The sequence below is a fragment of the Microbacterium sp. NPDC087589 genome (assembly GCF_044743635.1).
GTDB lineage: Bacteria > Actinomycetota > Actinomycetes > Actinomycetales > Microbacteriaceae > Microbacterium.
On the sequence record NZ_JBIUWV010000001.1, the window covers coordinates 1091146 to 1111668 of the forward strand.

Genomic DNA, 20523 nt, shown 5'->3' on the forward strand with positions numbered 1-20523 from the left:
CGTCACCGCTGCGGCGGCGTCTGATCGCTACTGCGTCTTCGGCGCGGGGAAGTGGCAGACGCCGCCGCTGCAGTATCCGGCAGCGTCGTCATCGAGCAGGTTCGGAGTTCCGGTCAGCGGCTGAAGCACGGTCGGTGCGTCCTGCTCGGCGGAGTCCTGTGTCTTGGCCATCATTCGATCGTACGCCTGTGGCGACGGGATGGCGCGAAAAGCGCTGGCCTGACGACAGCGGCTCAGCCAGAGTTCTGCTCTACGGTTGACGAGTGCTCAAACGACTCATCGCCCGCCTCTTCTGGGCCGTCAGCCGCTGGACCCTCACCGCCGAGGCGACTCCTACGCGACCCACCATTTTGATCGGTGCGCCGCATACATCGAACTGGGACTTCGTCCTCATGCTGGCGATCGCATGGCGGCTCGACATCGAGGTGCATTGGCTAGGCAAGAACAGCCTGTTCCGGGGCTGGCGAGGGCCGATCATGCGCAGCATCGGCGGCATCGCGGTCGACCGAGCCGACCCGGCACGAGTCGTCAACGATGTCGTCGCGCAGGTGCACTCCGGAAGCGTCTTCGGTCTCGTGATCACGCCCGATGGCACTCGTGGGGGCAACGAGTACTGGAAGTCAGGCTTCTACCGGATCGCACGAGAGACCGGGATGCCGGTGACACTCGGATTCGTCGACCGCACCACGATGGCCACAGGCCTCGGCCCCACCCTCGAGCTGACGGGTGACGTCGCGGCCGATATGGACAGGATCCGCGCCTTCTACGCCGACAAGGCGGGCCTACGCCCGGAACGCCGGACGACACCCCGCCTGCGCGAGGAGCAGCCGACTCAGGACAGCTGACGCCTCACCGCACGCCGAAGCGTCAGCTCATCCCCGGACGGTGGTGTGATCGAGCCGATGCGCAAGCGGCTGGACAGGATCCGAGGCCTCCCGCGAGACTGACCGCATGGAATCGGATGACCGCCCCGCACAATCCCCGGAGGTCGACGACGTCCGCGACGGACGAGATGAGACGCGCAACGAACGAGCAGACCGCAACTGGGAGGAGCTGCTCCAAGAACTGCGCGTGATGCAGACCGGCACCCAGATCCTCACGGGATTCCTGCTCGCTGTGGCTTTCACCCCTCGGTTCGAGGATCTGGACGGGTTCCAGCGGGACGTGTACGTGGTGCTCGTAGTTCTCGCCGCGTTCGCCACGCTTCTGGCACTGGCACCGGTGACAATGCACCGGGCCCTGTTCGGTCGTCGCCGCAAGCCCGAACTCGTGCGGGTGGCCGCTCGCATCGTGAAGATCGATCTCGTGGCGATCGCCGCGCTCACGATCGGCGTCACGACCCTCATCATCGACTTCACCGTGAGTCGAACCGCGGGGCTCATCGCGCTCGTCTCCTCGTTGGTGGGCGTGCTCCTCCTCTGGCTGGTCCTCCCCCGCCTCGTGCGGCGCGAGGCCGAGCGAGGCGGGGCGGACGACGTGGCCTGAAGCGAAGCGCCCCTCCGAGGTCAGCGACCGGCCGGCGTGCGGTTCTCAGCGCTGACCATCCATGCGAACTGCTCGAGGCTCTCGAGCACCGCGTGCAGGATGTCGGCGGATGTGGGGTCCTCTTCGTCGACCTCATCGTGCACATCGCGGATCGTTCCCACGACGGCGTCCAGACGCGCAGTCACGAGATCGATCGTGTCGGTCGTCGAGACCTCGCCCATCGGGAACGCCGGAAGCGACGTCGACTCCGCGATCGTGTCGGTGCGCCCGTCTGGCACGGCGTGCAGCGCACGCATGCGCTCTGCGACCGTGTCGCTGAACGTGCGCGCCGCCTCGATGATCTCATCGAGCTGTCGGTGCGTGTCCCGGAAGTTGCGGCCGACGACGTTCCAGTGCGCCTGCTTGCCCTGCAGCGAGAGTTCGATCAGGTCGACGAGCACCAGCTGAAGATTGGCGGCGAGCGTCGCTGACGCCGTGAATCCCTTCTCGGCGTTCTGCCGTCTGGTGGTCTTCGCTCCGCGCTTGGATGCGTTGCCGGTCTTGGACGCGGTCTTCTCAGCCATGGAGTCCTCCTGGGGTTGGGAACTGCGAGGCTAACCGCGGCCGCCGCCCGGATCGAGGGGGTTGACAGTCTCCCCTGTCGCATCGGATCGTGGCGCAGTGACGAATTCAGAAAGACCCCGGACCGACATCGACGAGAGCGCACCAGACGTGGTGATCGGGCCCGTCTCAGAAGCGGATGCGGGCGAGGTGCTCACCCTTCAGCGAGCGGCGTTCGTCTCGGAGGCGCAGATCTACGGAAGCGCCGACATGCCTCCGCTGACTCAGACCCTGCCTGAGGTGGAGGCCGAGCTGCGGTCGAGCAAGGGACTGACAGCCCGTCAGAACGGCCGGCTGGTGGGGGTGATCCGATTCGTCGAAGACGACGGGGTGCTGCTGATCGGCAGGATCGCGATAGCTCCCGACACGCAGGGCGAAGGCATCGGACGCAGGCTGCTCTCCGCCGCGGAGCGATCGTCGACGGCCCACGAGGCCGAACTCTTCACGGGCAGCCTGAGCGAGGCGAACATCCGTCTCTACAAGGCATGCGGTTATGAGGAGGCGGAGCGGGTGCCACAGGGTGACGGAACCGAGCAGGTGTTCCTGAGAAAACCTCTGCATCAGGTGGGAGAGTCCTCCGAACCGGGCGCGTCGGGTTGAATCGCCCCCGGCGTGTGAGGAATCGTAGCCCGGACACGTCGCAGCCGCGGCGTGACAGCAACCGGAAGGAGAGTCTCGTGCTCACCCTCACCGATAACGCCACCGCAATCGTGAACACCCTCGTCAGCCGTCAGACAGACGCCACCGACGCAGGCCTTCGAATCCACTCCACGCCCGCTGCCGGACCGGACGGAGGCGCACGCCTCGCAGTCCTCGTGGCTGGTGACCCCGAGCCCGATGACCGGGTGGTCGAGGTCGCGGGTACCCGACTCTTCCTCGACGAGACCGCTGCCGCCGCGCTCGACGACAAGGTGCTCGACGCCGGCGTCGACGACGAAGGCTCGGTATCCTTCGCGGTTCTTCCGCAGGTCGCCTGAACGAGAATCACCGGATGCCGCGGCTCATCGAGCCGCGGCATCCGTGCGTCTGGGGCACGCGCCCGTCTGCCTCGCGTAGGTTAGACGGAGACCCGCGATCGTCGCGGATCGTGAAGGAACGTTCCCCCGCATGAAGCTGGCATTGCTCCGTCGCTACGTCGTCGCCGCCGAGACGCTGCACTTCCCCCGAGCCGCCCAGCAGCTGGGCATCCCCCTGGCATCGCTCTACACCTCTCTCGACAAACTCGAGGACGAGGTGGGGCACACCCTGATCAACCGCGAAGGAACACCGCGACTGACGAGCGTCGGAGAGTTGTTCCTCGTCGAAGCCCAGGCGACGGTGGCCGCTGCTCCCCCTCCTGCGCCGAAGACGGCGGGCCCTGCCGGCGGCAAGGCGAAGGCGTCCAAGGGCAAAGGCCGGGCGCCCGTCGTGAAGGGGCAGCCGAAGCCCTACAAGAAGCGTCAGGGGCGCTGAGCCTCAGAGCTCGCTCACCCGGCCGTTCTCGACGCTCCATCGGCGGTTCGTCTGCACCGCCTCCAGCATCCGCCGGTCATGCGTCACCAGCAGCAGCGTGCCGGTGTACGACTCGAGCGCCTGCTCGAGCTGCTCGATCGCCGGCAGATCGAGGTGGTTCGTGGGTTCGTCGAGCACCAGCAGGTTGACTCCGCGCGACTGCAGCAGCGCCAGCGCCGCCCGGGTGCGCTCGCCCGGAGACAGAGCGCCGACGGGGCGAGTGACGTGGTCGGCTCTCAGGCCGAACTTGGCCAGCAGGGTGCGCACCTCCGCCGAAGACAGTTCGGGAACGAGAGCCTCGAACGCGTCCGCAAGCGCCGCGTCGCCGGTGAGCAGCGAGCGGGCCTGATCGATCTCGCCGATCTGCACGCTGCTTCCGAGACTCGCAGTCCCGTCGACCGGCTTCTGCCGCCCGAGGAGAGCACGGAGCAGCGTCGACTTGCCAGCGCCGTTCGGACCGGTGATCCCGACGCGGTCACCGGCGTCGATCTGGAGCGAGAGCGGCCCCATGACGAATGTCCCCTGCTGGAACACCGCTCCGCTCAGTGTCGAGACCACGCTGCTCGATCGAGGCGCCGATCCGATCGTGAACTCCAGCTGCCACTCCTTGCGGGGCTCGTCCACCTCGTCGAGGCGCGCGATCCGGCTCTCCATCTGACGCACCTTCTGCGCCTGCTTCTCGCTCGACTCGGCTGACGCCTTGCGCTTGATCTTGTCGTTGTCCGGCGACTTCTTCATGGCGTTGCGCACACCCTGGCTCGACCACTCTCGCTGCGTGCGGGCACGAGAGACGAGGTCGGCCTTCTTGTCGGCGAACTCGTCGTACTTCTCGCGCAGGTGCCGCCGCACGACGGCTCGTTCTTCGATGTAGGCGTCGTATCCGCCGCCGTACAAGCGATTCGATCCCTGAGCGAGATCGAGCTCGAGCACGCGAGTCACACTGCGCGCCAGGAACTCGCGGTCGTGGCTCACGAGCACGACACCGCCGCGGAGTCCGCGGACGAACGACTCGAGTCGATCGAGTCCGTCGAGGTCGAGATCGTTGGTCGGCTCGTCGAGGAACACGATGTCGAAGCGCGACAGCAGCAGCGCCGCGAGGCCGACTCGAGCAGCCTGACCCCCGGACAGGCCGGTCATGAGCGCCTCGGCCGCGACGCCGCTCCCGCTCCGAAGCCCGAGGTCGGCGAGCACCGCAGGGATGCGTTCTTCGAGATCAGCCGCGCCGCTTGCGAGCCACCGGTCGAGTGCCTGGGAGTAGGTGTCGGCCGGGTCTGTGCCCGCAGGTGCGAGCGTCGGGTCTCCGAGCGCGGCCGCCGCTGCATCCATCTCGCGCGTGGCTGTCGCGCACCCGGTGCGGCGCGCGATGTATTCCGCGACCGTCTCACCGTCTATTCGCTCGTGCTCCTGAGGCAGCCAGCCGACGAACGCGTCAGTCGGTGCGAGCGAGATCGACCCTCCCATCGGCGCGTCCACGCCGGCAAGAAGTCGGAGCAGGGTCGACTTGCCCGCTCCGTTCGCACCGACCACGCCGATCACATCGCCGGGAGCGACCGTCAGATCGAGTCCCTCGAAGAGGATGCGGTGGCCGTAGCCGCCCGCCAGATTCTGGGCGACGAGAGTGGCGGTCATCAGACCATCATCTCAGGCGGGAAAGCCTCGCCCCGCCGCCGTCAGGCGGTGGCCCGGAGGAAGAGCGAGCACCAGAGGAGGAGGAAGGTCAGCTGGCCGAGCGTGCGGAGGATGCCGATCGCTATCGCCCGGCGGGCGAGAGTCAGTCCCAGTCCAGGTATTCCTCGATGATCACGCCGGTCTCGATCGGGTGATGCATCGGGAACAGGTGGTCGCCGGCGATCGTCTTGATGCTCGACCGGTCGGGGATCGTCGCCTGCAGCGCCTCCGCATTCGCCGCAGGGGTGTCCGTGTCTTCGGTTCCCTGCACGATGAGCACGGGGATCGCCGGTGCGACCGCGATGTCGACATTCTCGACGCCGAGCAGCAGCAGACCGTTGGCCCGGTCGCTGTGCGCCGCCACCAGCGCACGTGCGATCGTGCCGCCGAACCCGTGACCGCCGACCCAGGTGTCTTCGATGCCGACGTGATCGATCACCGCGACGACGTCGGCGACGCGATCGTCGAGCGTCGCCTCGGAGTCAGACCGGTGCCCGATCCGCAGCACGTGGAAGCCCGCCTCCTCCGCGAGGTAGTGCGCGGCGACTCCCAGCACATCGGCAGCGAGCCCCTGCTCCTGAATCAGAACCAGCTTGACCGGGCCGTCTCCCTCGTCCACGAAGGGGATGGCGCGGCCCTCTGGCTCGAAGATCTGGGTATCGGTCATGCGCGCGCGGCTCCTCGTTCGGCAGTCAGGGATCGAGGTCAAGCGTAGTCGAGCGCGTGTGCGGAGATCGGACTCGTGCGCCCTGTCGCGCGCTCAGGAGCGTAGAGTCAGGCCAGGAGCTGACTCTGGTTCCCCGAAGATGGGAACCCGTTGTCCGACACGACACGCTCGTCCACCGTCCGCACCTCCACCTCCGGACAGGAACTTCTGACCTTGGGCGTGCTGGCCAACTCGTCGATGGAGAATGAGCGACGGCTCCCCATCCATCCCCACCACCTCGACCGCATCGATGCGGACATCCGTGCTCGCATGATCGTCGAGCGCGGCTACGGCACCGACTTCCAGCTCGAGCCCGGGTTCATCGAATCCCGCGTCGGACGCGTCGCCGATCGTGCACAGGTGCTCGCCTCCGCCGACGTCCTGCTGCTGCCGAAGCCGCAGCTCGCGGATGTCGCCGAGATCGCCGAGGGTCGGATCCTCTGGGGCTGGCCGCACTGCGTGCAGGATGTGACGCTCACGCAGACCGCGATCGACAGCCGCCTGACGCTGATCGCCTTCGAGGCCATGAACCACTGGACCGCGCAGGGCGACATGAGTCTGCACGTCTTCCACAAGAACAACGAACTGGCCGGCTACTGCTCGGTGATCCATGCCATGAGCCTCGTCGGTTCGACCGGCGACTACGGACCCCGACTGCGCGCGGTCGTCATCGGCTTCGGCGCGACGGCACGAGGCGCGGTCACCGCACTCAACGCACACGGAGTGCATGACATCGAAGTCCTCACTCAGCGCGGGGCGGCGGCCGTGGGCTCCCCCATCCACAACTCCCATCTCACTCAGCTGAATACCGACGACGGGCCCACGCACCTCAGCACGGTCGACACCGACGACGGGCCCGTGCTCCTCCCCGATTTCCTGGCGACATACGACATCGTCGTCAACTGCACGCTGCAGGACGTCGCGGCGCCATTGACCTATCTGCGCACAGAGGACCTCGACCGATTCGCATCAGGCAGTCTGATCATCGATGTCTCCTGCGACGAGGGCATGGGCTTCGAATGGGCGACTCCGACGACGTTCGACGACCCGATGTTCACGGTGGGACAGGGCGTGAACTACTACGCGGTCGATCACAGCCCGTCGTACCTGTGGAACTCCGCCACGTGGGACATCAGCGAGGCTCTGCTGCCCTTCCTCCGCACGGTGCTCTCCGGTCCCGAGACATGGGCCGAGAACTCGACGCTCACGCGCGCGATCGAGATCCGGGGCGGACTGATCCAGAACCCCAGCATCTTGAGCTTCCAGGGTCGTGCAGCGGAATACCCGCACGCACTCGTCGCGTAGCGACAGTCCGAGGTAGCCGCTAGATCTGTCTTTTCAGCCCGACGTGCGCAGTCTGATATCCCAGTCGGGCATAGAAAGCGCGAGTCCGATCCCGTGCCTCGTCGGTGGTCACCTGCGCCAGTCGCGCGCCCCGCGCACGACCGAATTCGTGCGCCCACTCGAGCATCGCCGTGCCCAAGCCCCGTGACCGCTCCCCTGGCGCCACTCGCAGTCCCTCGATCTGCAATCGGGTCGAACCACCGCGGGAAAGACCCGGGATGACGGTCAGCTGCATCGTGGCGACCATGCGGTCGGCACTGTCGCGGACGACCCCCAGATAGTTGGAACTGTCGCGAGCGACCGCGCTGAAGGCCGCCTCGTATCGCTCGAGCTCGACGCTCTCACGGTCCGATCCGAACTGATCGTCGAACAGCAGCGCGGCGATGGCCTCGATATCGTCCCGGCTCGCACGCTCGAGCCGGAAGGTCTGGCCCGCGACCTGCAGCCGTCCGCGAACAGACGACCGCGCGTCCGCCTGCAGCCTGGCGACGAGCAGATCAAGCCACCCGCCGACGTTCGTGCGCGCCTCGACGGTGTCGGGATAACGGCAACGCAGATGCAGACCCGACTCATCCAGAATGAACCACAGCATGACGCCATCGGTGTCGGTCGCCGCGCTGACGTACTGGGCGTCGAGTCCGACGGAGTCGATGCGCACGGGCAGCCTGCGCAGGTCCAGCCACGAGATCGCGAACATTCCGGGCGCCACAGGCATGCCACCCCACGGAGCGAGCACGTCCGCGAGCGGCCACGCACCGAGTTGCACCGCCTCCTTCACGGCTGCCGCAGCCGCGTGCGGTTCGGCGAGGTCCGACTCGAGGACGGAGTTGGTGATGAACCACCCGACCGAGTCATGCCAGTGATCCTCGAAACGGCTGTGCACAGGGAACACGGCTCGTAGCGGAGCACCGGCCAACTCTCGAGTCACCGCCGTCATCGCGACCACTGCGCGTGCGAGTGTCGAGACGCCGTCGTCGCGTGCCTGCGCAGCGAACGCCGCCGCGTCGTCGACGTCGAACACATCGCGCACTTCCACGCGTTCGCGATGCGGCTCGGGCAGGCCCAGCGGCAACGGGAACTGCGGCATCACACCGCCGCTGTCCTCGATGATGCCCTCCCATCGCCGACGCACACGGTCTGGCGCAGCATCCCGATCCAGCAGTGCTTGTGTGTGCTCGACGAACGCCGGTGCCGGCCCCGACATCGGCTTCGCGCCTGCCCTCCCCGTGTCGAGCGCAGACAGCAGGTCGCGCGCGATCACCAGCATCGACCACATGTCGACGTGCGCGTGGTCCGCTGCGATCACGACCGTGAGCCCCGCCGCAGTCTCCAACACGCACAGTCGGTGCGAAGGACGTCGGTAGGGCGAACACGCCGCGTCGAGAACGTCCCGCAGCGCGTCGTTGATGGCCTGCCCAGGGGCCACCTGATGCTCGACCCAGCTTCCGGGGCCGATCTCGATCTCGTGAAGCATCGGATCGCCGTCAGCACCGGGCGCGAACGCCGATCGCAGCGTGCCATGGCGCTCGGTCACCGCGAGCCAGGCATCGGCGATCGACTCTCGCCGAGTCGGTGCGGGCAGGCGGAACGACAGCGCCATCCAGGAGCCGGATCGATCGCCGGCCCCGACGTGGAGCCGCTGATCGAACGACACGGGGAGGCGTCGTCCGAGGGCAGACGCGCTGACGTCGTAACCCCAGAGCCGTCCGAACGGGAGGCGGAGGTGCGTGACGTTGGTCAGTCGCATGGGCAGTACCTTATCGTCCCCAGATAACCTGACAATCACACGACTGCCCGAGCCGACGCGGTCAGTCACCGATCGAGGAGCCCGATGCCCACTTTCGAGGTAGCCGGAGCCGAGCTGGCTGTCGCCCTGAGCGATGAAGGTGGTCACCCGGTCGTTCAGCTGCACGGCCTCACCTCGAGCCGGGCCCGAGATCGAGTGCTCAATCTCGACCTCGGTCGAGGGCTCAGCGGAACTCGACTGCTGCGGTACGACGCACGCGGTCATGGCCGGTCGACCGGGCGGAAGGTCCCCGAGGACTATCGCTGGCCGAACCTCGCCGAAGATCTTCTGCGCTTGCTCGACCAGTGGTTCCCGGGCGAACGCGTCCACGGAGTCGGCCCCTCCATGGGTGCCGCGACTCTCTTGCACGCGGCGTCGCGCGAGCCCGACCGCTTCACCGGGCTCACACTCATGGTGCCGCCCACCGCGTGGGAGACCCGACCCGATCAAGCCGCGATCTACCGAACGGCGGCAGCGCTCATCGAGTCTGACGGGGTGGAAGCGTTCCACGCCGCGACGCGGGGATCGGCACCGCCCCCCGCCACCGTCGGAGCCCCGGAGACCTGGCCCGACGTCGCCGACGCGCTCCTGCCGTCGCTGCTTCGCGGCGCGGCAATCAGCGACCTGCCTGCCCCTGAGTCCGTCGCGCACATCGACGTGCCGATGACGATCCTGGCGTGGGTGGACGACCCTGGCCACCCACTGTCGACCGCGGATTCTCTCGCCGCACTGCTCCCGAACGCGACTCTGACGGTCGCGCGCACGCCGATGGATGTCGAAGCCTGGCCCGAGGTCTTGCGTCAGGACGTCGACCGTCGCGGCTAGACCGGCTGTTCGCGCCGAGTGATATCTTCATGCGGTGAGGCCAGAGTTCCGAGATACCGCAAACGCGGCTTTCGTCGTGACCATCGTCGTGGACATGCCGATCACCAAGCTCCACGCGCTGGACGTCATCGCTTTCGCGTCGGACAGTGCCATCGGAGACGCACGCACCGCGTCCCCTCGGGTACCGCTATCCCCCGACGCCTGGGCAGAGGTGCAGATTCCACGCTTCGCCGATCCGCCGCCGATCGCGGTCGACGTCTGCTCTGACGCAAGCTTCGACGTCGCCCGCGCCGCCGCCGACCGCCTCACGGAGGCATTGGCGCACGTCGGCTGGCCCGTGCGTGCTCGACGGAGCGACGAGATCTGATTCGCGACCCGACTCCCTCGCCATGGGGCATATCGGTGCGTCCCGCGACCGACGGTCTGCCCCACGCGCGTTGCCGTGTGTCGAGACGCGAGGACTACCATGGCCCGATGCGGATGCTCCTCACATCGAACGGGGTCTCGAATGCCCTCATCCGAGATACGCTCGTCGACCTTGTCGGCAAGCCAATCGCAGACTCCCGCGTCGTGGTGGTGCTCGACGCGATCCTCGGATTCCCCGGCGACAGCTCGGCGCTCGTCGGACATCTCGAGAGACTGCGCGCGTTGGGGTGGGCGGAGTTCGACATCGCCTCACTCTTCGCTGGGCCACGCTCGCTGGTCGAATCGCGGCTGCGCTCGGCGGACGTGATCCTCGGCTACGGCGGTAGCAATCTCTGGCTGGCGCACGCGTGGGCAGCGACCGGTCTCGCGCCCGTGCTCGCGGAACTGCTCCAAGAGAAGGTGTACGTGGGATGGAGCGCGGGCTCGATGATCTTCCCTCGCCTGTTGAGCCGCTGGCCGGAGGCGTTCGATGATCAGGAGGAGTTCGACATGTTCGAACTCGAAGCGGTCGCGCCCGCCGCACCGCTGTTCGACTGGTTCTTCATGGGGCATCTCGGCGCGGACTGGATGCCGGAGGACGCCGAAGCGCTGGCCGCACGCGGAGCAGCACGAACGCAGTCGCCGGTCTGGTTCGTCGATGACGAATCCGCACTCCTCGTGCGTGATCCGACAGCTGACCCGGTCATCATCTCCGAAGGCCACTGGCGCCGCTTCGGACCTGACGGCGAGCTGCTCGAGTCACGCTGACCGTCTCGTCTGGCGTCACCCCGAGAAATTGGAGCCCTGGGCCCACTCATCCGAGCTAGTTGTTGAAGCGGAACTCCACGACGTCGCCGTCCTGCATGACGTAGTCCTTGCCCTCGAGGCGAGCCTTGCCCTTGGAGCGGGCTTCGACGACGGAGCCTGTCTCGACGAGGTCGTCGAACGACACGATCTCCGCCTTGATGAAGCCCTTCTCGAAGTCGGTGTGGATGACGCCTGCGGCCTGCGGCGCCTTGGATCCCTTGGGGATCGTCCACGCGCGCGCCTCTTTCGGCCCGGCGGTGAGGTAGGTCTGCAGACCGAGGGTGTCGAAACCGATGCGGGCGAGCTGGTCGAGACCGGACTCGTCCTGACCCGTCGACGCGAGCAGCTCTGCGGCGTCCTCGGGGTCGAGGTCGATCAGCTCCGACTCGATCTTGGCGTCGAGGAAGATCGCCTTCGCAGGAGCGACCAGCGCAGCGAGCTCCGCCTTGCGGGCATCGTTCGTGAGCACCCCCTCGTCGACGTTGAAGACGAAGATGACGGGCTTGGCCGTGAGGAGCCCGAGCTCGCGGATAGGCGTCAGATCGATGCCGGCGACCGAGAGCAGTACGCCGCGCTCGAGAGCATCCTTGGCCGCGTTGGCGGTCTCGAGGACGACGGGCTCGATCTTCTTGCCGCGCACCTCCTTCTCATACCGCGCGATCGCCTTGTCGACGGTCTCGAGGTCGGCGAGCATGAGCTCGGCGTTGATGGTCTCCATGTCGGACGCCGGGTTGACGGCACCGTCGACGTGCACGACGTCGTCGTCGGCGAAACCACGCACGACCTGGGCGATCGCATCGGCCTCGCGGATGTTCGCGAGGAACTTGTTGCCGAGCCCCTCGCCCTCACTCGCGCCGCGCACGATTCCGGCGATGTCGACGAACGACACCGCAGCGGGCAGGATGCGCTCGCTGCCGAAGATCTCGGCGAGCTTGTCGAGACGGGGGTCTGGGAGATTCACCACCCCGACGTTCGGCTCGATCGTCGCGAACGGATAGTTCGCCGCGAGCACGTCGTTCTTGGTCAGAGCGTTGAAGAGGGTGGACTTGCCGACATTGGGCAGGCCGACGATTCCGATAGTGAGAGCCACAGAGGTCGAGTCTACCTGCCGTGGATGCGCGGTCCCTGCGGGACGCTGATTTCACGCGCGCACGGCGCGGAACGCATGCGTCACGTAGGGGAGGTCGATCGTCGTCTCGCCCTCGAGCCCCAGCTCGTCGAACAAGTCGTCCATCTGCCGCGTGATCTCCGCGCGCTCATCGGCGGGGGCGGTGATCAGGTAGCTGCGTGAGAGCGCCATCTGGTGCAGCTTCGCCCTGCTCATCGGGCGGGTCCACTCCCACTGCTGCTTCTCGACGTGCGTGAACGGCGACTCGATGCGCGGCCCGACGGAACCAGGGCCGTTGACCATGTTCTCGGCCGCGCTGCTGTGCATGATGTCGGTCAGGCGACGCACCCACTCGGCGCGCTCGTCGCGGATGTTCCAGATCAGCCCGAGCACACCCCCGGGGCGTACGACCCGTCCGAGCTCGGCAGACGCGGCTGACGGCTGCACCCAGTGCCACGCCTGACCGAGCACGACGGCGTCGACACTCGCGTCAGGCAGTGGCATCCGCTCGGCGGTCCCCTGGAACGTGGGAACGCCGGGAACGCTGAGCCGCAGGGTCTCGAGCATCGCGGCGTCCGGGTCGACCGCGACGACCTCGGCATCCGGCGCCTGAGCGAGCACGCGAGTGAGCTTGCCCGTGCCCGCGCCGACATCGGCGATGCGACGAGAGCCGTGCGGCATCGGCTCGAGCATCCAGGCGACCGCGTCGAAGGGGTACTCGGGTCTTCCGGCCTCGTAGTTCGCGGCTTCGGCGCCGAAGGATATCGCTCGGTCGGTACTCATCTCGCCAGCCTACGGCGAGTCATCCTGGGGCGTCTCGGATGCCGGGAGAGAGTGGGCATGTGCCACTCGACTTCACCGCCATCGACTTCGAGACGGCGAATTCCAGCCCCGCCTCAGCCTGCTCCGTCGGCCTCGTGCGGGTGCGCGACGGCCGGATCGTCGCGACGGCCGGATGGCTGATCCGCCCGCCGGCAGGACACGACGAGTTCCAGGAGTGGAACACGAAGATCCACGGCATCCGTGCGCACGACGTGCTGGACGCGGCCACCTGGTCGGATCAGTTCGACCGCCTCTGCGCCTTCGCGGGCGCCGACGTACTCGTGGCGCACAACGCCGGCTTCGACCTCAACGTGCTCCGCCGGGCGTCGGAGGCCACCGGTGGCGACTGCCCGCCGTATCGCTCGCTGTGCAGCCTGCAGGTGGCACGCAAGACCTATGAGCTCGAGTCGTACCGGCTGCCGAAGGCCGCCGAGGCTGCCGGTTTCACCGGTTTCTCGCACCACGACGCGCTCGCTGACGCGCTCGCCTGCGCGCACATCATCATCGATGCCGCCCGCAGGAGAGGCGCGTCCGACGTCTTCTCCCTGGCCGATGCGCTCAAGCTTCGTGTCACCGACCCGGTCGTCGTCGCTCCGGAGCGTGCGGTCGCCTGAGTCGCACCGGACGAATGTCCGTGGCCGAGCGCATCATGGAGCACATGGATGCTCTCACGCTCGTTCTCCTCCTGGCCGCTCTCGTGGCCGGCGCCGCAGTGGGGTGGTTTCTCCGCGGTTCGCGCGATGCGGCGGATATCGCTCGCGCCGAGGCAGAGCTAGCGGCCGCCCGAGACGATCGCGACCGACAGTACGACCTGTATAGGGATTCCGTCGAGCACGCACGAATCGAGCAGCGCGCCGAGGCGCAGCGCGTGCAGCAGCAGAACGCTGTGCTCACGGCTCTCGCCCCCGTTCGCGAGAGCCTGCAGCAGATGCAGCAGAAGGTCTCGGCCATCGAGCAGGAACGGCATGCACAGTTCGGATCCCTCGCGGAGCAGCTCAGGCGCGCGCAGGAGTCCGACGAGGCGCTGCGCTCGACGACCGAGTCGCTCGCCGGAGCGCTGCGGTCGACCGCCACGCGCGGAGTCTGGGGCGAAACCCAGCTGCGCCGTGTCGTCGAGGCCGCAGGGCTGATCCGTCACGTCGACTTCGACCTGCAGTCGACCATCTCGTCGGATCGCGGTCAGGGCCGCCCCGACATGGTCATCCGTCTCGCCGGCGGCACGTCGATCGCAGTCGACGCGAAGGTTCCGCTCGACGCCTATCTCGAGGCGTCGGCGCTGCCGATCGGAGACGCCCACGAGACTCAGCGGCGCCTTCACATGCAGAAGCATGTGAAGGCCGTGCGCTCACACATCGACGCACTCGCCAAGAAGGCCTACTGGTCGGGTCTCGACGCGAGCCCTGAGTTCGTCATCTGCTTCCTGCCGAGTGAGTCGCTCCTCGCAGCGGCCATCGACGAAGACCCGACCCTGCTGGACTACGCCTTCAGCAAGCGGGTGGCGCTCGCATCGCCCGTGAACCTGTGGGCGGTGCTCAAGACCGTCGCCTACAGCTGGACTCAGCAGGAGGTGTCGACCGAAGCACGAGCACTCCTGAACCTGGGAACCCAGCTGTACGATCGGCTCGGGGTGCTCGCCGGTCATGCCGATGATCTGCGCCGTGCGCTCGAGCGCACGGTCGACAGCTACAACAGGTTCGCCGGCTCCCTCGAGAGCCGGGTGCTCGTGACGGCTCGGCAGTTCCCCGGGATCAGCGCGACGACGCTGGACTCGGCTCCACCCGCGGTCACGGCACAGACCCGACGCTTCACTGCTTCCGAGCTCATGATCGACTCGGAGACGGAACTCGACTCGGACACGGAACTCGAGGCGGGGAAGGAATTCGACTCGAACGTCCGCGTCCGCCACGCCGGCGGCGAGGCATCCGAGGAGCCGGACTCTTCGATCCAGGCCGACGTCGGGGACGTCCGCTCTCGTCTCGGCAACGGAGAGTCGGCGCAGACGCGGTCAGCCTTCGGGACGATCGAATCCGAAGACACCCGGAACTGAGGTCAGGCGACGCCCGGCACGCCGCTGAGCAGAAGGATGACGAGGCCGCTGGTCACGACGAATGCGCCGATCATCCACCAGGAGCTGACCTCATGCCCCTCATCGAGGCGCTTTCGGAACAGCACGTCGGCGCGGCGAGCGGGGTCGGTGACAGCGGTCGTGACCACAGGCGGCGCCGGAGTCCCAGTCGCAAGTGGCACCCCGGCCTCATCGACGTTGATCCGCATGATTCGACCGGTGGGCGTCGTCACGATCTTGGTCGGCGCGGCCTTGGAGCCGTTCGTCTGCTGCGTTGTCATCGGTCTGCCCTCCTGTGCCTGCGGTGCCTGGCGGCTCCGTCGACGGCGACAAATCCAGTGTCAATTGTGACACGGACGCGCGAGAAACCTCGGCTCGACGCTGTGCACCGCGGTACCGGGTCGGTAACGATGACCGGCTCCGCGCAGTCTCAGAAGTCAGATCTCAGAGATCAGAGCCACTTCGAGACGAGGTGCTCGGAGGCGATCCTCCGCAGAGTTCCCGATGCACCGCGCAGCACGACGCTCTCGGTGTAGATGTACCCGGCCTCTCGCCGGACGCCGGCCACGAGCTGGCCATCCGTGACGCCGGTCGCGACGAAGATCGTGTTGTCTCCGCGCACGAGGTCGTCGGCCTCGTAGACCTTGTCCATGTCGAGGCCCGCATCGATGCCGCGCTGGCGCTCGTCGTCGTCGCGAGGCCAGAGCCTCCCCTGGATGTGCCCGCCGAGCGCCTTGATCGCACACGCCGTCACGATTCCCTCCGGGCTGCCGCCGACCCCCACGCACATGTCGGTGCGGGCGGCGTGACGGGCCGCGTTGATGCCACCGGCGACGTCGCCGTCGCTCATCAGTCGCGTTCCCGCGCCGGCATCCCGGATCTCCTGGATCAGCTGCTCGTGACGCGGGCGGTTCAGCACCGACACGACGATCTCATCCACCGGCTTTCCGAGAGCTCCCGCGAGCTTGCGGATGTTCTCACCGATCGGAAGGCGGATGTCGACCACTCCGACACCGGCGGGACCCGTCACGAGCTTGTCCATGTAGAAGACGCTCGACGCGTCGAGCATCGACCCGCGGTCGGACACCGCGATGACGGAGAGAGCGTTCTGGCGCCCCGCCGCAGTCAGAGACGTGCCATCGATCGGGTCGACCGCGATGTCACACTCCGGGCCGCTGCCGGTGCCGACCTCCTCGCCGTTGAAGAGCATCGGTGCGTTGTCCTTCTCGCCCTCGCCGATCACGACACGGCCCTGGAAGGCCACGGTTCCGAGAAACGCACGCATGGCATCGACGGCTGCACCATCCGCCGCTTCCTTCGCTCCGCGACCGATGAAGGGAACAGCACGGATGGCGGCTGCCTCAGTGGCCCGCACCAGCTCCATCGCGAGGTTTCGATCGGGACGAAGGGGGCTCAGATCCGCTGTAAGACTAACCATGCGGTCAGCCTAACGATCAGGCGCGCCTGAAGCGCCTGTTTTCCGCCCGACACTGACGAAGGAAGTTCAATTCTTAACGTGGGCGCAGGAGGAGGTGGTCGCACGGTCGGCTCCGACAGCATCCGGCAGTCAGCCCCGATAGAGTGACTGCTGTCCCGGCTTCCCAAATCGCAGGAGTTCTCATGCCCGTCGCCACCCCGGATCAGTACGCCGAAATGCTCGACCGCGCGAAGGCCGGCGGCTTCGCCTACCCGGCTTTCAACGTCTCGAGCTCGCAGACGATCAACTCGGTCCTCCAGGGCCTGACCGAGGCAGGTTCCGACGGAATCATCCAGGTCACGACCGGTGGAGCGGACTACTTCGCCGGCCACACCGTCAAGGCACGCGCGACCGGAGCGCTCGCCTTCGCCCGCTTCGCGACCGAGGTCGCGAAGAACTACCCGATCACCGTTGCGCTGCACACCGACCACTGCCCGAAGGACGCCCTCGCCGGCTTCGTCGAGCCGCTGATCTCCGCCTCCGAAGACGAGGTCAAGGCAGGGCGCAACCCGATCTTCCAGTCGCACATGTGGGATGGCTCGGCTGTGCCGCTCGCGGAGAACATCGAGATCGCCAAGGATCTCCTCCCCCGCATGAAGAACATCAACGCGATCCTCGAGGTCGAGATCGGCGTCGTCGGCGGCGAAGAAGACGGTGTCGCTCACGAGGGATCCAACGACGCGCTCTACACGACCTTCGCAGACGTCGACCAGGCCGTGCAGGCGCTCGGCCTCGGCGAGCAGGGTCGCTACATCGCCGCTCTCACGTTCGGCAACGTCCACGGTGTGTACAAGCCGGGCGGAGTGAAGCTGCGCCCCGAGCTCCTCGGCGAGATCCAGCAGCAGGTCGCGGCGAAGTACAACACCGGCGCGAAGCCTCTCGACCTGGTCTTCCACGGCGGTTCGGGCTCGACGGACGACGAGATCGCCCTCGCCGTGGCCAACGGGGTCATCAAGATGAACATCGACACCGACACGCAGTACGCGTACACCCGTGCGATCGCCGACTACATGTTCAAGAATTACGACGGCGTCCTGAAGGTCGACGGCGAGGTCGGCAACAAGAAGCAGTACGACCCGCGCGCCTGGGGCAAGATCGCCGAGACGGCCATGGCAGCTCGCGTCGTCGAGTCCACCCGTCAGCTCGGCTCCTACGGACAGTCCCAGAGCTGACGTCCGCCTGACAGCAGGATGCCCCCGGCCGATCGGCCGGGGGCATCTGTCGTTCAGACGGTCACTGCCCGGCTGTCTTCGCGACGAAGTCGATGAAGGCCGGATCGTTCATGAGCGGGATCGCCGCGCAGACGGACGCCACGAGCAGGGTGACGGCCGCACCGACGAGCGGCACCCACCAGGAGAGCTTGCCGCTGCGCAGACGACGGATCGAGAAATACGCGGTGAGCGACCAGCCGACTGCGAGGACGATCGCGGCGATCGTGCCCCAGGTCCTGCCCTCGGCGTAGTTGGTGAACTCCCCATCCACACCGAGCACGCTCATCATCTGATTCATCGCAGTGGAGAAGTCGAGGTACGACAGGCCCGTCATGACGACGTTCACCAGACCGTACGCGAGCAGGGCGATCGTCACGAAACGGTCGACCGGACGCGGACGCGCGGCGGCCGGACCGGCCCCTGCACCGTCGGCCGGAATGGCCTGGTCCGACGGCGCGCCCGCCTCGACGACCGGAACCTCGCCCAGCGGAGGCAGCCCTGCTGCCCTTCGCTGCTCGTCGAGGGTCGCGATTTCGCCGTACTGGGGCCGCTGGTCCGTCATCCCAGCATGCTAGTCCGATCGGCTAGGAGATCCTCACAGGCTGCGAGAGCCGAACATGATGGCGGCCCCGGAGGAGTGGGGACTCCTCGGGGCCGCGGACTCGGAACGCTGGGGACGTTCGTCATCCAAGTGGGTCGAGGAACGCTGGGGACGTTCCACCACCAGTAGCGCCGATTGCACAGACGACTACACCTCACATGTTAGGGAAAGCGCGTGCCCGAGCACCAGTGGCACTTCTTCAGATAGTGAAGAGCAGCGACCAGGTGCGGCGGCGAACGTCAGAGCGAGGTCGCGAGACGGGACGTGCCGCCGCTCAGCGCATCCGCGCCCAACTGCAGCGATAGCCGCCGCGCCACGGCCATGAGCTTCTCGACGAGGCCGTACTCGAGACGCCGATGGCCCACCGGAAGCGAGACCGCGAGTGACGCTCTGATGTTCGGAGCGACCACCGGCACGGCGACACAGGCATTGCCGATCGCGTACTCCTCACAATCCACCGCGAATCCGCGGGATTGCTCGAGCGCCGTCAGCAGAGCCCGCGGGTCCCTGATCGTGCGGGGCGTGAGCTGCTCCAGCGGGTGACGCGAGAGATAGTCCATCCGTTCCTCACGGCTCAGATCCGCGAGGATCTGCTTGCCCAGCGCAGTCGCATGAGCGCTCGAGTCGAGACTGACCGACAGATCGATCCGCGGGCTGCGAGCAGCATCCACGATGTCGACGAGGTGCAGCTCGCCATCCTCGTATCGCGAGAGGTAGGCGGTCGCGCCCACCTCCGTCGTGGCCCAGCGCAGCGCCGCGCGGACGTGGGCGAAGAATACGCCGCCCGCATCGGATTGCTTCCGGAAGGCGGGAAAGTTCTCGCCGAGCACCAGACCGTCGGGTTCGCTCACGAGGTACCCCTCGTGCACCAGCGTCCGTACGAGGTTGTACGTCGTACCCGGAGTCAGACCGGTTCGTGCCGCGAGAGTCTTGACCGGCACCGGCCGTGACGAGTTCGCGACCATGTCGACCAGTCGGAGAGCACGCTGCACTGAGCCGATCAGCGTCGGCGCCGCCTCCGTGGCGGCCACCGTCAGGCGTTCCCGCTGGAGGAACGGCCTCCCAGCGCACGCGCATCGCGCTGGCCTGCGGAATCCTGGCGAAGCTCCTTGGGCAGCGAGAACATCAGGTCCTCCTCCGCCGTCTTGACCTCTTCGACGTCGCGGTACCCCGCTCCGTCGAGCGCATCGAGGACCTCGCGGACGAGTACCTCGGGCACCGATGCTCCGCTGGTGACGCCGACCGTGGCTACGCCGTCGAGCCACTCCTGCTTGACCTCTTCGGCATAGTCCACGCGGTAGGCGGCCTTCGCGCCGTACTCGAGTGCGACCTCGACCAGACGCACCGAGTTCGACGAGTTCGACGAACCGACGACGATCACGAGATCGGAGTTCGCCGCCACCTTCTTGATGGCGACCTGACGGTTCTGCGTCGCGTAGCAGATGTCATCGGACGGTGGATTGTGCATCTCGGGGAACCGAGCCCGCAGCCGGTTCACCGTCTCCATGGTCTCGTCGACCGAGAGCGTGGTCTGCGAGAGCCAGACGACCTTCGACGGATCCTTCACCTGCACGGTGTCGGCCTCGTCCGGCGAGTTCACGATGGTCACGTGCTCGGGGGCTTCTCCGGCTGTGCCCTCGACCTCTTCGTGGCCCTCATGCCCGATGAGCAGGATCTCGAAGTCGTCGCGGGCGAACCGCACGGCCTCGCGGTGCACCTTCGTGACCAGCGGGCAGGTCGCGTCGATCGCGTGCAGCCCGCGGTCCGATGCCGCCTCGACGACGGCCGGCGAGACACCGTGCGCGCTGAAGACCACGTGAGCGCCCTCGGGCACCTCATCGACCTCTTCGACGAAGATCGCGCCCTTGTCTTCGAGCTCGGACACCACATGGATGTTGTGCACGATCTGCTTGCGCACGTAGACGGGAGCGCCGTAGCGCTCGAGTGCCTTCTCGACAGCGACCACAGCACGGTCGACGCCGGCGCAGTATCCGCGCGGAGCGGCGAGCAGAACGCGCTTGTTCCCGAGTACCGGGTTATCCTGAAGCCGCCCGGCCGCCCCACGTACTCGTGGAACGCGCGGAAGGGGCAGATGAACGGCAGTCGAGGTCACTCTTGAATT

General features: G+C 67.1%; 24 protein-coding genes. 12 read left to right on the forward strand and 12 right to left on the reverse strand.

The genetic code is table 11. The annotated features are described in order from the left end of the window. Positions 1 to 27: 27 nt before the first annotated feature. Entirely contained in the window at positions 28 to 171 is a 144-nt protein-coding gene (locus tag ACIOU8_RS05355; RefSeq protein WP_164481686.1) for a hypothetical protein, read from the reverse strand. A 92-nt stretch (positions 172 to 263) separates the two neighbouring features. Here ACIOU8_RS05355 and ACIOU8_RS05360 point away from each other — a divergent pair, with 92 nt between their 5' ends. Continuing rightward, positions 264 to 845 carry a 1-acyl-sn-glycerol-3-phosphate acyltransferase gene (locus ACIOU8_RS05360; RefSeq protein WP_400786593.1) on the forward strand — a complete coding sequence of 194 codons (582 nt, stop codon included), beginning with the start codon at positions 264 to 266 and terminating at the stop codon, positions 843 to 845. Between the two features lie 106 nt (positions 846 to 951). Continuing rightward, positions 952 to 1485 carry a DUF6328 family protein gene (locus tag ACIOU8_RS05365; protein ID WP_400786596.1) on the forward strand — a complete coding sequence of 178 codons (534 nt, stop codon included), beginning with the start codon at positions 952 to 954 and terminating at the stop codon, positions 1483 to 1485. A 20-nt stretch (positions 1486 to 1505) separates the two neighbouring features. Here ACIOU8_RS05365 and ACIOU8_RS05370 read toward each other — a convergent pair whose 3' ends face one another. Then, a complete protein-coding gene (locus ACIOU8_RS05370; RefSeq protein WP_400786598.1) occupies positions 1506 to 2048 on the reverse strand; it encodes a Dps family protein in 543 nt (180 codons plus the stop codon). Between the two features lie 97 nt (positions 2049 to 2145). Between ACIOU8_RS05370 and ACIOU8_RS05375 the strand changes: the two genes are divergently transcribed. The 3 genes from ACIOU8_RS05375 (at position 2146) to ACIOU8_RS05385 (ending at position 3537) form a co-directional block, all read left to right on the forward strand. Beyond that, positions 2146 to 2685 carry a GNAT family N-acetyltransferase gene (locus ACIOU8_RS05375; protein WP_400786600.1) on the forward strand — a complete coding sequence of 180 codons (540 nt, stop codon included), beginning with the start codon at positions 2146 to 2148 and terminating at the stop codon, positions 2683 to 2685. 77 nt (positions 2686 to 2762) lie between these two features. Next, complete coding sequence (locus tag ACIOU8_RS05380; protein ID WP_400786603.1) at positions 2763 to 3062, forward strand: Fe-S cluster assembly protein HesB; 300 nt, start codon at positions 2763 to 2765, stop codon at positions 3060 to 3062. Between the two features lie 130 nt (positions 3063 to 3192). Next, entirely contained in the window at positions 3193 to 3537 is a 345-nt protein-coding gene (locus tag ACIOU8_RS05385; RefSeq protein WP_400786604.1) for a LysR family transcriptional regulator, read from the forward strand. Positions 3538 to 3540: 3 nt separating this feature from the next. Here the strand turns inward: ACIOU8_RS05385 and ACIOU8_RS05390 are convergent, their stop codons facing one another. Both ACIOU8_RS05390 and ACIOU8_RS05395 read right to left on the reverse strand, forming a co-directional pair. Then, positions 3541 to 5205 (reverse strand): ABC-F family ATP-binding cassette domain-containing protein, encoded by a 1665-nt coding sequence (locus tag ACIOU8_RS05390; protein ID WP_400786606.1) that lies wholly within the window; start codon positions 5203 to 5205, stop codon positions 3541 to 3543. A gap of 142 nt (positions 5206 to 5347) precedes the next feature. Continuing rightward, positions 5348 to 5911, reverse strand: coding sequence for an alpha/beta fold hydrolase (locus tag ACIOU8_RS05395; protein ID WP_400786608.1), 564 nt, complete (start codon positions 5909 to 5911; stop codon positions 5348 to 5350). 237 nt (positions 5912 to 6148) lie between these two features. Between ACIOU8_RS05395 and ACIOU8_RS05400 the strand changes: the two genes are divergently transcribed. Then, a complete protein-coding gene (locus tag ACIOU8_RS05400) occupies positions 6149 to 7255 on the forward strand; it encodes a N(5)-(carboxyethyl)ornithine synthase (RefSeq protein WP_400786908.1) in 1107 nt (368 codons plus the stop codon). A gap of 19 nt (positions 7256 to 7274) precedes the next feature. On the opposite strand, the gene ACIOU8_RS05405 is transcribed toward ACIOU8_RS05400, so the two are convergent. Continuing rightward, the gene (locus ACIOU8_RS05405; RefSeq protein WP_400786611.1) at positions 7275 to 9041 is read right to left on the reverse strand and encodes a GNAT family N-acetyltransferase; all 1767 of its coding nucleotides are present in this window, start codon (positions 9039 to 9041) and stop codon (positions 7275 to 7277) included. A gap of 84 nt (positions 9042 to 9125) precedes the next feature. Between ACIOU8_RS05405 and ACIOU8_RS05410 the strand changes: the two genes are divergently transcribed. From ACIOU8_RS05410 to ACIOU8_RS05420, 3 genes are all read left to right on the forward strand, one after another. Continuing rightward, the gene (locus ACIOU8_RS05410; protein WP_400786613.1) at positions 9126 to 9905 is read left to right on the forward strand and encodes an alpha/beta fold hydrolase; all 780 of its coding nucleotides are present in this window, start codon (positions 9126 to 9128) and stop codon (positions 9903 to 9905) included. A gap of 76 nt (positions 9906 to 9981) precedes the next feature. Next, complete coding sequence (locus ACIOU8_RS05415; protein WP_400786615.1) at positions 9982 to 10272, forward strand: hypothetical protein; 291 nt, start codon at positions 9982 to 9984, stop codon at positions 10270 to 10272. Between the two features lie 107 nt (positions 10273 to 10379). Then, on the forward strand, positions 10380 to 11078 hold the full coding sequence (locus tag ACIOU8_RS05420) for a Type 1 glutamine amidotransferase-like domain-containing protein (RefSeq protein WP_400786617.1): 699 nt from the start codon (positions 10380 to 10382) through the stop codon (positions 11076 to 11078). 55 nt (positions 11079 to 11133) lie between these two features. On the opposite strand, the gene ychF is transcribed toward ACIOU8_RS05420, so the two are convergent. Then, positions 11134 to 12207, reverse strand: a complete 1074-nt coding sequence (gene ychF / locus ACIOU8_RS05425; protein WP_400786620.1) for a redox-regulated ATPase YchF — start codon at positions 12205 to 12207, stop codon at positions 11134 to 11136. 51 nt (positions 12208 to 12258) lie between these two features. Beyond that, the gene (locus ACIOU8_RS05430) at positions 12259 to 13008 is read right to left on the reverse strand and encodes a class I SAM-dependent methyltransferase (RefSeq protein WP_400786623.1); all 750 of its coding nucleotides are present in this window, start codon (positions 13006 to 13008) and stop codon (positions 12259 to 12261) included. Between the two features lie 59 nt (positions 13009 to 13067). On the opposite strand from ACIOU8_RS05430, the gene ACIOU8_RS05435 reads away from it, so the two are divergent. Together ACIOU8_RS05435 and ACIOU8_RS05440 are read left to right on the forward strand one after the other, a co-directional pair. After that, entirely contained in the window at positions 13068 to 13661 is a 594-nt protein-coding gene (locus tag ACIOU8_RS05435; protein WP_400786625.1) for an exonuclease domain-containing protein, read from the forward strand. A gap of 44 nt (positions 13662 to 13705) precedes the next feature. Continuing rightward, positions 13706 to 15094 carry a DNA recombination protein RmuC gene (locus ACIOU8_RS05440; RefSeq protein WP_400786910.1) on the forward strand — a complete coding sequence of 463 codons (1389 nt, stop codon included), beginning with the start codon at positions 13706 to 13708 and terminating at the stop codon, positions 15092 to 15094. A gap of 2 nt (positions 15095 to 15096) precedes the next feature. Here ACIOU8_RS05440 and ACIOU8_RS05445 read toward each other — a convergent pair whose 3' ends face one another. Together ACIOU8_RS05445 and glpX are read right to left on the reverse strand one after the other, a co-directional pair. Continuing rightward, complete coding sequence (locus tag ACIOU8_RS05445) at positions 15097 to 15393, reverse strand: hypothetical protein (protein WP_400786627.1); 297 nt, start codon at positions 15391 to 15393, stop codon at positions 15097 to 15099. A 170-nt stretch (positions 15394 to 15563) separates the two neighbouring features. Beyond that, positions 15564 to 16550: a class II fructose-bisphosphatase gene (glpX, locus tag ACIOU8_RS05450; RefSeq protein ID WP_400786629.1), complete on the reverse strand. Its 987-nt coding sequence runs from the start codon at positions 16548 to 16550 to the stop codon at positions 15564 to 15566. Positions 16551 to 16732: 182 nt separating this feature from the next. Between glpX and fbaA the strand changes: the two genes are divergently transcribed. Then, positions 16733 to 17761 carry a class II fructose-bisphosphate aldolase gene (fbaA, locus tag ACIOU8_RS05455; RefSeq protein ID WP_400786631.1) on the forward strand — a complete coding sequence of 343 codons (1029 nt, stop codon included), beginning with the start codon at positions 16733 to 16735 and terminating at the stop codon, positions 17759 to 17761. Between the two features lie 61 nt (positions 17762 to 17822). Here fbaA and ACIOU8_RS05460 read toward each other — a convergent pair whose 3' ends face one another. The 3 genes from ACIOU8_RS05460 to ACIOU8_RS05470 form a co-directional block, all read right to left on the reverse strand. After that, a complete protein-coding gene (locus ACIOU8_RS05460; protein WP_400786634.1) occupies positions 17823 to 18362 on the reverse strand; it encodes a DUF6264 family protein in 540 nt (179 codons plus the stop codon). A 278-nt stretch (positions 18363 to 18640) separates the two neighbouring features. Then, positions 18641 to 19432, reverse strand: coding sequence for an IclR family transcriptional regulator (locus ACIOU8_RS05465; protein WP_400786637.1), 792 nt, complete (start codon positions 19430 to 19432; stop codon positions 18641 to 18643). A 2-nt stretch (positions 19433 to 19434) separates the two neighbouring features. Beyond that, positions 19435 to 20514, reverse strand: coding sequence for a 4-hydroxy-3-methylbut-2-enyl diphosphate reductase (locus ACIOU8_RS05470; protein WP_400786639.1), 1080 nt, complete (start codon positions 20512 to 20514; stop codon positions 19435 to 19437). Between the last annotated feature and the right edge of the window lie 9 nt (positions 20515 to 20523).

Bases quoted from the DNA above. Each gene is read 5' to 3' on its own strand.
- ACIOU8_RS05355 (WP_164481686.1), bottom strand. From the start codon at position 171: ATGGCCAAGACACAGGACTCCGCCGAGCAGGACGCACCGACCGTGCTT.
- ACIOU8_RS05365 (WP_400786596.1), top strand. From the start codon at position 952: ATGGAATCGGATGACCGCCCCGCACAATCCCCGGAGGTCGACGACGTC.
- ACIOU8_RS05370 (WP_400786598.1), bottom strand. From the start codon at position 2,048: ATGGCTGAGAAGACCGCGTCCAAGACCGGCAACGCATCCAAGCGCGGA.
- ACIOU8_RS05385 (WP_400786604.1), top strand. From the start codon at position 3,193: ATGAAGCTGGCATTGCTCCGTCGCTACGTCGTCGCCGCCGAGACGCTG.
- ACIOU8_RS05390 (WP_400786606.1), bottom strand. From the start codon at position 5,205: ATGACCGCCACTCTCGTCGCCCAGAATCTGGCGGGCGGCTACGGCCAC.
- ACIOU8_RS05395 (WP_400786608.1), bottom strand. From the start codon at position 5,911: ATGACCGATACCCAGATCTTCGAGCCAGAGGGCCGCGCCATCCCCTTC.
- ACIOU8_RS05400 (WP_400786908.1), top strand. From the start codon at position 6,149: ATGGAGAATGAGCGACGGCTCCCCATCCATCCCCACCACCTCGACCGC.
- ACIOU8_RS05405 (WP_400786611.1), bottom strand. From the start codon at position 9,041: ATGCGACTGACCAACGTCACGCACCTCCGCCTCCCGTTCGGACGGCTC.
- ACIOU8_RS05410 (WP_400786613.1), top strand. From the start codon at position 9,126: ATGCCCACTTTCGAGGTAGCCGGAGCCGAGCTGGCTGTCGCCCTGAGC.
- ACIOU8_RS05420 (WP_400786617.1), top strand. From the start codon at position 10,380: ATGCGGATGCTCCTCACATCGAACGGGGTCTCGAATGCCCTCATCCGA.
- ACIOU8_RS05430 (WP_400786623.1), bottom strand. From the start codon at position 13,008: ATGAGTACCGACCGAGCGATATCCTTCGGCGCCGAAGCCGCGAACTAC.
- ACIOU8_RS05440 (WP_400786910.1), top strand. From the start codon at position 13,706: ATGGATGCTCTCACGCTCGTTCTCCTCCTGGCCGCTCTCGTGGCCGGC.
- ACIOU8_RS05445 (WP_400786627.1), bottom strand. From the start codon at position 15,393: ATGACAACGCAGCAGACGAACGGCTCCAAGGCCGCGCCGACCAAGATC.
- glpX (WP_400786629.1), bottom strand. From the start codon at position 16,550: ATGGTTAGTCTTACAGCGGATCTGAGCCCCCTTCGTCCCGATCGAAAC.
- fbaA (WP_400786631.1), top strand. From the start codon at position 16,733: ATGCCCGTCGCCACCCCGGATCAGTACGCCGAAATGCTCGACCGCGCG.
- ACIOU8_RS05460 (WP_400786634.1), bottom strand. From the start codon at position 18,362: ATGACGGACCAGCGGCCCCAGTACGGCGAAATCGCGACCCTCGACGAG.